This window comes from Bacteroides sp., assembly GCF_030151085.1.
GTDB lineage: Bacteria > Bacteroidota > Bacteroidia > Bacteroidales > Bacteroidaceae > Bacteroides.
The window spans coordinates 1-3,448 of record NZ_JASLER010000073.1; the positions used below are offsets into that span (position 1 = coordinate 1).

At 37.4% G+C, this 3,448-nt stretch carries 3 protein-coding genes and 1 pseudogene; all 4 read right to left on the reverse strand.

Features of this window, described 5'->3' with window-relative positions; translation table 11 throughout:
• Positions 1 to 241, reverse strand: a pseudogene (locus tag Q1W14_RS14690) (UDP-GlcNAc--UDP-phosphate GlcNAc-1-phosphate transferase); the annotation flags it as partial.
• 37 nt (positions 242 to 278) lie between these two features.
• Positions 279 to 1,256 carry an NAD-dependent epimerase/dehydratase family protein gene (locus Q1W14_RS14695; RefSeq protein ID WP_300702696.1) on the reverse strand — a complete coding sequence of 326 codons (978 nt, stop codon included), beginning with the start codon at positions 1,254 to 1,256 and terminating at the stop codon, positions 279 to 281.
• Between the two features lie 69 nt (positions 1,257 to 1,325).
• On the reverse strand, positions 1,326 to 2,447 hold the full coding sequence (locus Q1W14_RS14700; protein WP_300702698.1) for a glycosyltransferase family 4 protein: 1,122 nt from the start codon (positions 2,445 to 2,447) through the stop codon (positions 1,326 to 1,328).
• 4 nt (positions 2,448 to 2,451) lie between these two features.
• Positions 2,452 to 3,448 (reverse strand): nucleotide sugar dehydrogenase (locus Q1W14_RS14705; protein WP_300702700.1); only part of this gene is annotated, 997 nt, incomplete at its 5' end.

Consider the following 3,448-nt stretch of genomic DNA (forward strand, 5'->3'; position numbering starts at 1 on the left):
CATCCACAAAACTGATAAAGGTAATTAGGGTCAATGCCAACATGAACCAGGGATATTCCCATTCATTACTCAAGAAATAAGCCAAAGCGCCAAAATAGAAAATGATTCCGCCACCACGCAAAGTAATCCGGGTATGGGAACTTCTCTCATTGGGCTTATCGATGATATTGCACTTATCAGCTATTCTAAAATAAAAAAGTTCTGCCAGAAATAGCAGAACCAATATAATCAGGTAATACATAACCGTACTTGCCCCTTTAATTTTTAATTGATAATTCTTAATTTGAAAACGATTTTATCGTTTTCATAATCCCATCAGCAGCACGAACTGGCATTTGTTCAATGCCAAGTGCTGCTTTAATCTTCTCATTACTAACCACGTAATTCTCTGTCAGTTTCCGTAGACGTTCAGTATTCAGCGGCAGATGAAGTAAAGTTCCTAAGCCTGCACAACCTTCCATCATCTTCCGGTTCATCTTCCAGATATGAGGTGCTTTACACATAGCCTCACACATGAGAGCAATCAATTCATTTGTAGATAGAGCTTCATCATCACCCATATGATAAATGCCACTCGCAACATTCTTCGTCAGTAAACCTTCCACCACATAACATAAGTTATCAATCGAAGTGAACGAACGCTTATTTTCAAAATCTCCCAAAGGCCAGGGAATACCTTTCTTTACCACATTATAAAGCAGATTCAGATTTCCTTTATTGCCCGGTCCATGAATCATGCAAGGTCTCAATATATATACCTGCTTCTTATCGTCATGCAGTTTTAATTTTTCATTTTTATTTTTTAATTTATCGAGAATATAATTCTCTGCCGCTATCTTACTCTCTCCATAAGGTCCTATTGGAGTAGGTATCACATCTTCCCTCAACACATCCCCTACTACACTATCGGCAGCAGCCTTCACTGAACTAAAGAATATGAACTTCCTAGCTGTAGATTCCAGAAAGAAATCAAAGATCTTCTGAGTCAGTCCTGTATTGATATCAAAATATGCCTGTGCAACAGACTGATTCTTTGTATCATGTGCTTTACCGGCCAGATGGATGATGGCATCAAATTGTGGCAAACGCTGCATTGGAAAAGAAGTTGATTCAATATCTTCCCAAGCAAAAGTCTTTACTACTCCCTCCTTTTCAGGAGCGACGATATCAAGACCATAAAGAATATGACGCTTTTTTAAGGCAACAACTAGATTGGAGCCCACAAAACCGTGTATTCCTGTAATAAGTATATTCATGAGAATTATTTATTATGAAGCGGATTACAGAACATCTTATTTTCTATCTAGAAATATAATTAATAAGAATTATCGATACAGTGAATGATAAATATCAAAAGTCTGTTGGACTACTTTATCTATAGAAAATTCCTTTTCTGCCAACAGACGAGAATTCACTCCAAACTCTTTTCTCTTCACATCATTATTTATCAATAATTCAATGGCGTCTGCTAAAGCTTCAATGTCTCTAGGCGGAACCAAATAGCCGTTATATTCTGATTTCACACATTCACGACAACCTGGTACATCAGTTGTAACTATCGGACGACCTACCGCACATGCCTCTATCAATGACTTGGGTAGACCTTCTCGGTATGAAGGAAGAACTACAATATCACTATCTGTATATATAAAGAACATCTTGGACTGATACCCTATCCATTCTATATAATCAGTAACAAGAAGAGCCTTCAGCTTTTCTTCTCCCAAAACTGCAAGATTTTCTTTGTCACAATCACCCGCCAATATGAATTTTACCTTCCCCATGAATTTACCTTGAAGAAGTTTAGCTGCACCAATGAACTCCATCACTCCCTTATCTAATAAGATTCTTGCAGGAAAGAGTATTTTCAATGGCACTCTGTCTGGAGCTTTAGAACAAACAAATTCATTCAAATTCACACCAGATCCCTTAATCAGAAAAATGTGAGATAAAGGAACCAAATCAAACTCTCTAATCATATTCACATCATCTGGATTCTGAAGAATAAAAGAGAAGTACTTGCTTTTAAATGTAATACGTATTAGAACCTTTATCAGTTTTTGTAGACCTCCATTGCGACCATTTATAAAATTATATCCCAATCCACTTATGGCATTCACAACATTATGCTGTTTAGACAGCTTTGCTGCAACAGCTCCCAACAATGCCGCTTTCAAAGTAATATGATGGATTATATTCGGTCTGTACTTTCTATAATTTCTATATAATAGAAGAATACATTTCAACTCATGGACAGGATTACTTCCAGAACGGTCAAAAGGAATATCTATAAAATGAATACCTTTTTCCTGTAAAAACTGTTTTTTTCCAGTATCTCGTGATAATAAATAAACGTCATAACCCTGCCGGATAGCATTTAAAGCAAGAGGTAAACGGTGGGAAATAAAGAACCAATCGACATTGGTAACAAAGAAAAGTCTTTTCATTTTATCACAATCTACCATCAACAAAATCTTTGGGCAAAAAACCTTTAACATCAAACACAACGGACTGTGTCTTTGATAACTCCTTTATATCAATTCCAGAAAATTTTTGATGAGCAACTGCTAAAACGATAGCATCAAATTTTTCTTTAGGTAATTCATTAATTACTTCAATTCCATACTCATGTTTTACTGCATTTAAATTTGCCCAAGGATCATAAACTGTTATATTCAGATTGTATTCCTTCAAAAACTTATAGATATCTATCACTTTCGTATTACGGACATCCGGACAATTTTCCTTGAAAGTAAAGCCAAGTATCAGTATATTGGAATCTAAAACCTGAATCCCCTTCCTCAACATAAGTTTTACCACTTGACTGGCCACATATTCTCCCATACCGTCATTCATTCGCCGACCAGCCAATATGATTTCAGGGTTATAACTATAGCTTTGTGCACACTGAGCCAGATAATAAGGATCTACACCGATACAATGCCCGCCAACCAGTCCTGGCTTGAAAGGAAGAAAATTCCATTTGGTACTTGCCGCTTCCAGTACATCCTGAGTGTCAATACCCATGCGGGTAAATATCTTGGACAGTTCATTAACAAAGGCTATATTGATATCCCGTTGGGAGTTCTCAATGACCTTTGCAGCTTCTGCCACCTTCATCGTGGGAGCCAAATGCGTTCCCGCAGCTATTACAGAAGCATACACCTCGTTCACTTTCTTGCCAATTTCAAGAGTCGATCCGGAAGTCACCTTCTTAATCTTTTCTACCGTATGCAGTTTGTCACCCGGATTGATGCGTTCAGGAGAATAACCCGCAAAAAAATCTATATTGAATTTCAGACCTGAAACTTTTTCCACTACCGGAATACATTCATCTTCCGTCACGCCCGGATATACAGTCGACTCATATACCACAATATCACCTTTAGAAATCACTTTCCCCACAGTAGTGCTTGCACCATACAGAGGAGTCAGGTCAGGATTATGA